The sequence below is a fragment of the Roseiarcus sp. genome, assembly GCF_049514155.1.
In the GTDB taxonomy this organism is placed as follows: domain Bacteria; phylum Pseudomonadota; class Alphaproteobacteria; order Rhizobiales; family Beijerinckiaceae; genus Roseiarcus.
The window spans coordinates 1-4,755 of sequence record NZ_JBEKVH010000222.1 but is presented as its reverse complement, the minus strand read 5'-3'; the positions used below and the strand labels follow the sequence as shown (position 1 = coordinate 4,755).

The 4,755-nt window shown below is 67.1% G+C and carries 6 protein-coding genes; 1 reads left to right on the top strand and 5 read right to left on the bottom strand.

The annotated features are described in order from the left end of the window. From ABSF49_RS20200 to ABSF49_RS20185, 4 genes are all read right to left on the bottom strand, one after another. The coding region (locus ABSF49_RS20200) for a phosphoadenosine phosphosulfate reductase domain-containing protein (protein WP_424114430.1) at positions 1-326 on the bottom strand (326 nt) is incomplete at its 3' end. 88 nt (positions 327-414) lie between these two features. After that, entirely contained in the window at positions 415-627 is a 213-nt protein-coding gene (locus tag ABSF49_RS20195; protein WP_424114429.1) for a hypothetical protein, read from the bottom strand. A 57-nt stretch (positions 628-684) separates the two neighbouring features. Then, positions 685-1,038 (bottom strand): hypothetical protein, encoded by a 354-nt coding sequence (locus ABSF49_RS20190; RefSeq protein WP_424114428.1) that lies wholly within the window; start codon positions 1,036-1,038, stop codon positions 685-687. Between the two features lie 125 nt (positions 1,039-1,163). Beyond that, positions 1,164-1,910 (bottom strand): SDR family NAD(P)-dependent oxidoreductase, encoded by a 747-nt coding sequence (locus ABSF49_RS20185; RefSeq protein ID WP_424114427.1) that lies wholly within the window; start codon positions 1,908-1,910, stop codon positions 1,164-1,166. 215 nt (positions 1,911-2,125) lie between these two features. Between ABSF49_RS20185 and ABSF49_RS20180 the strand changes: the two genes are divergently transcribed. After that, complete coding sequence (locus ABSF49_RS20180; protein WP_424114426.1) at positions 2,126-3,064, top strand: LysR family transcriptional regulator; 939 nt, start codon at positions 2,126-2,128, stop codon at positions 3,062-3,064. A gap of 173 nt (positions 3,065-3,237) precedes the next feature. Here the strand turns inward: ABSF49_RS20180 and ABSF49_RS20175 are convergent, their stop codons facing one another. Continuing rightward, entirely contained in the window at positions 3,238-4,119 is an 882-nt protein-coding gene (locus ABSF49_RS20175; RefSeq protein ID WP_424114425.1) for a bifunctional helix-turn-helix transcriptional regulator/GNAT family N-acetyltransferase, read from the bottom strand. Positions 4,120-4,755 lie beyond the last annotated feature (636 nt).

The following is a 4,755-nucleotide window of genomic DNA, read 5'->3' as shown; positions in this document are numbered from 1 at the left end:
TGGAGCTGGCTGCCCGACGCGACCGGCGAGACGCCGCGCGCAACGCCGTCCTGATTGATGTGGACGCGCAAGTCGAGGCCGAGCCGCCGCGCCGTCTCGTCGCGAAAGGCGATCATCTCGCGGAATTTCCAGGTCGTGTCGACGTGCAGCAAAGGGAACGGCAAGGGCGCCGGATGGAAGGCCTTGATCGCGACGTGCAGCATCGCCGACGAGTCCTTGCCGATCGAATATAGCATTACTGGATTGATAAATTCGGCTACAACCTCTCGCATTATGTGAATTGCTTCGGCTTCAAGGCGCCGCAGATGAGGGGGCAGTTCGGCCATCAGGGGCGCCTCGCGGGGAAAGGGTCGGGCGACGACTTAAAGAGAAAGGACTGGCGAAGCAAGCCGAGCGCGCTGGGCTCGCCGCGCCTCAACCGCGTGGTTGAGCGCCCCTCGCCAGCATGACCAGCGCCCCGACGCCGCCGATCAGGCCGCAGGCGAGCAGGACCCATTGCAGCGCCAACAGCGCCGTCGAACCCGCTTCGACCGCCGTCGCCAGATCGTAGGACTGCCAGACGACCACGCCGGCGCACAGAATCGCCTGCAACGTCCAGTTCGGTTTGCGCCGCGCGCGTTCCGCCATCGCCCGTCTCCCGGCTAAAGATCGCCCGGCGTTTACGGACTGGCGCGGCGGCGCCCGCTACGGCTTCTTGCCGCGCGGCGGCGCGGGCGACAGGCCGGAGTCGGCGGGGTTGTCGCTGCTCTGCAGGCTCAGGCTGCCGCCCGGCTGCATCTCGAGGCAGGTCCACAGTTCGACGTTGCTCAAGCCGACGCCGCCGCCGTCGCCGACGCAGGCCGAACGCGCGACTGCGGAATAGTGCGGCCACCGCGCCACCAGTTTCTCGCGCGTCGCCTGCTCGTCGCGCACGCAACTGTCGAAGGCGACTTTCGCGTCCTCCGGCAGGGCCGAGGATTGCGCATCGCTGCAGACCTTCGCCGCGTCGACCGCGGGAGGCGCGCCGGAAAGCGCGATCAGCATCAGAACCGCGATCATCGTCCGACCTTCCCATTTTCACAGCGCTTCGCGCGCGTTCGCGCGTTCATTATGGCGCGCGCCGCGACGCGGCGCCACGGCTTAGTCGGGCGGTTCACACGATTGTGGAGGGATGAAAGACCGCTTCAGAGCTTCGAGCCGCCGTCGACCCGGAGCGTGTCGCCGGTGATCCAGCGCGCTTCGTCCGAAGCGAGGAAGGCGACCGCGCCGGCGACGTCGTCGGGCTGGGCGAGCCGCTTGAGGGCTTGGATGCCGAGGGTGAATTCGCGACCGCCCTCGGATTTGGTGAAGCTCGACATATCGGTCTCGATGACGCCAGGCGCGACCGCGTTGACGCGAACGCCCCGCCCGCCGAGCTCGGCGGCGAAGTGCTTCACCAGCGTGTCGATCGCGCCCTTAGTGGCGGCATAGGCCGAGAGCGCGCCGACCGAGGCGTGTGCGGCAAGCGAGGAGACGAGAACGACGCTGCTTCCCTCGCCCAGAATCGGCAGCAGTTGCTGGACGAGGAAGTACGGCGCGCGCACGTTGACAGCGAAGAGCCGGTCGAAATCGGCGACGGTCGTCTCTTCGATCGTCGCCGATTTGCCGACGCCAGCGTTGGCGACCAGGACGTCGAGGCGATCGCCGACAATGGCGCGCGCCTGCTCGGCGAGCGCGCGCGGCGCGCTGGGCGCCTCGAGATCGGCGGCGAGCGCCTCGGCGCGGCCGCCGGAGGCGCGGATTTCCTTGACGACGGCTTCCGCCTCGGCCGCGCCGCGACCGTAATGGACGAGGACCTGGGCGCCGGCTTTGGCGAGCGCAAGCGCTGTGGCGCGGCCGATGCCGCGAGAAGCGCCGGTGACGAGAGCCGTCTTTCCAGAGAGCGTGGTCATGGTTCGATTTCCTTCTGTTGCGGACCGGCATGATGGCGCGATCCGTCGTTCGCGGAAGCGACGGCTTCCGCGTTGCGATGGTTGAGTTCGGGACCAGGCTCTTGCGCCGTGATTCGTTTCGCAAGACTGCAACGGCATGGTGATTACGCCGCTCTAGCGCACTTTAAAAAGACTTTGTACGGTGGCGCCCATACCTGGTAGGCATGAGACGCGCCATGGTGCTGCGGCATCTCCGCTATTTCGTCGCCGTCGCCGACGCCGGCAGCCTGACGCTCGCCGCGGAGCAGCGGCTGCACACCGCGCAACCGTCGCTCAGCCGTCAGATCCGCGATCTCGAATATGAAGTCGGAGCGCAACTCCTGGCTCGCAGCGTGCGCGGCGTCGAACTGACGCCTGCGGGCAAAGCCTTCCTCGAACATGCCCGGCTGGCGCTCGACCAGGCGGAGGCGGCCGTCGCAGCGGCGCGCCGCGCGGCTGCGCCGGCCAAGCCTTCTTTTGCGCTCGGCTTCCTGACCGGCCAGGAGATGGATTGGCTGCCCGAGGCGATGCAGACGCTGAAGGACGTTCTGCCCGACATCGAGGTGACGGTGTCGAGCGGCTATTCGCGGACGCTTGCCGAAGCGCTGATGCGCCGCAAGATCGACCTCGCCTTTCTCAGGCCGGAGCCGGGCATGCCCGACCTCGAATATCGGCTCGTCGCCGAGGAGCCGTTCGTCGCGGTGATGCCGAGCGACCATCGTCTCGCCGGGCGCGAGGCGGTCGCGATCGAGGACTTCCGAGGCGAGACGTTCCTCGGCATGTCGGAAACGGCGCCCACGGTGCAAGCGGCGATCGAGGCCTACCTGAAACGCTCAGGCGTCGTTCTCAAACCCGCGCACAAGGTCGACAATCTCGCCATGGCGATGTCGCTGGTCGCTTCGACCCGCGGCGTTACGCTGCTGCCCGCCTACGCCAAGAACTTCCTGCCCTGGTCGGTCACGAGCCGCCCGCTCGCCGGAGACCCGCCGACGATCGACCTGGTGATCGGCTACAACAAGACCAATGCGTCGGCGACCTTGAAGCTGTTCCTCTCCCGACTCGACGCGCTGATCGCGCGCTGTCGGACGAAGCGGGGCTCTATTCCTGATCGACCGCGCGACGGCGGGCCGGGTTAGTGCGCGGCTTTTGCATGGAATCGCTGTCGGTCGTCATCGCGAGCGACAGCGAAGCGATCCAGACGAAGCCGCAGCCGCAATCCCCAAGTCTGGATTGCTTCACTTCGCTCGCAATGACGCCGGTGACGATTCGACCACAACGCATCTTGCTCTGGGCGCGGCGCGGACTGGCCTCACAATCGCTTTTCGAACCAGTGATCGGCGTAGGGGTTGTCGTTGTAGCGCGCGGTCTCGACGTAGCCAAGCTTGCGATAGAGCGCCTGCGCCTCTTTCAGCGCGCGGTTGGTGTCGAGCTTGAGCGTCGCCAGGCCCGCTTCGCGCGCCTGCGCCTCGATCGCGGCGACGAGGCGGCGCGCGACGCCCAGCCCGCGCGCGTCGGGCGCCGTCCACACGCGTTTGACCTCGCCCGCTTCTGCGCCGAGCCGCGCCAGCCCGCCGCAACCGACCGGCCGGCCATCGAGCCGGGCGAGAAAGAACCATCCGTGCGGCGGGTTCATCGCTTCCGCGCCGACCTTTGCGCCCTTTCCGGGATCGAAGCCTTCGTCGAACCGGCGCGCCAGCTCGGCGAAATAGCGCTCGAGGCACCAGACCGCGTCGGCCGAGTCCGCCGGCTCGCGCGCGACGACGAGAGCGCCGGCGCGCAGCAACCGCTCCACCTCGGCCATCGCCGCGACCAGGCGCTCGCGCTCGGGCGACGTCAGCGGCGCGAGGATCGAGCGCGCGAGTTCGTCCGACAGCCGCTCATAGGCGGCGAGCTCGGCGCGGCCTGTGGCGGTCAGCGCGACGCGCCTGACCCGCGCGTCGCCCTTGCCCCGAACGACTTCGACCAGCCCCTCGGCGGAAAGCGCGCGCAGCAGGCGGCTCAGATAGCCGGAATCGAGATCGAGCGCGGCGCGCAAGCTCCGCGCGTCGGCGCCGGCGAGGCCGATCTCGAACAGCAGCCGCGCCTCGCCGAGCGGCCGGCCGCGGCTGAGATAGCTCTGGTCGAGCGCGCCGACGCGGCGGGTGACGAGGCGGTTGAAGCGGCGGACTTGCTGGATCGCGGCGTCGGGCATTCTCTGACTTTAGTCAGAGAATTCGACTTTGCAAGCGCCGCTGGTGATCGGCTAGAGCGCGCGGCGTTTGCTTGGAATCGCTTGCCGCTTACGCTCCTCGTCCTGAGGCGCCGCGAAGCGGCCTCGAAGGACGCTCCAGAACGTGCGTTAACGCAATCCCTGGAGCATCCTTCGAGGCCCTCGCTAACGCGAGGGCGCCTCAGGATGAGGTCCGTGTAAACCCAAAGGCGATACGCTCTAACGGCGCCCGACTGACGTTTGAACCCCTAACCGAGCGGCAGCCGGATGGCCGGATCCGACCCTCAGCGGGCGTCCGCGACGGGAAAAAAAGTCAAGAAAGTCGCCCGATATGGATATGCATGCGGTAAAAGGTCCAAGGGCGCACTATGACCTTCACCTGCTGAAACCGCGGCGGCAGTCACGTTCCATATTGGAGCTTATGCGGCTGAGCCTTGGACTTGGCCTGCCGACGCAGCCAGTTTCGTATCAAACGCGCTCAATATCGCCCTGCTTTAGAGGCTGACTGAAAAAGGAGCTGAGTGATTTCAGCAGGTTGTGATTCCTTCGGATTTGCGAGATTCGAGGGGAGCACGATGGCCTGGACTGAAATCACCCGGCGCAAGTATCGGCGTGACG

What these genes read in the sequence shown, in the direction of transcription:
- ABSF49_RS20185 (WP_424114427.1), bottom strand. Translation starts at nt 1,910, where the DNA reads ATGACCACGCTCTCTGGAAAGACGGCTCTCGTCACCGGCGCTTCTCGC.
- ABSF49_RS20175 (WP_424114425.1), bottom strand. Translation starts at nt 4,119, where the DNA reads ATGCCCGACGCCGCGATCCAGCAAGTCCGCCGCTTCAACCGCCTCGTC.
- ABSF49_RS20190 (WP_424114428.1), bottom strand. Translation starts at nt 1,038, where the DNA reads ATGATCGCGGTTCTGATGCTGATCGCGCTTTCCGGCGCGCCTCCCGCG.
- ABSF49_RS20195 (WP_424114429.1), bottom strand. Translation starts at nt 627, where the DNA reads ATGGCGGAACGCGCGCGGCGCAAACCGAACTGGACGTTGCAGGCGATT.
- ABSF49_RS20180 (WP_424114426.1), top strand. Translation starts at nt 2,126, where the DNA reads ATGGTGCTGCGGCATCTCCGCTATTTCGTCGCCGTCGCCGACGCCGGC.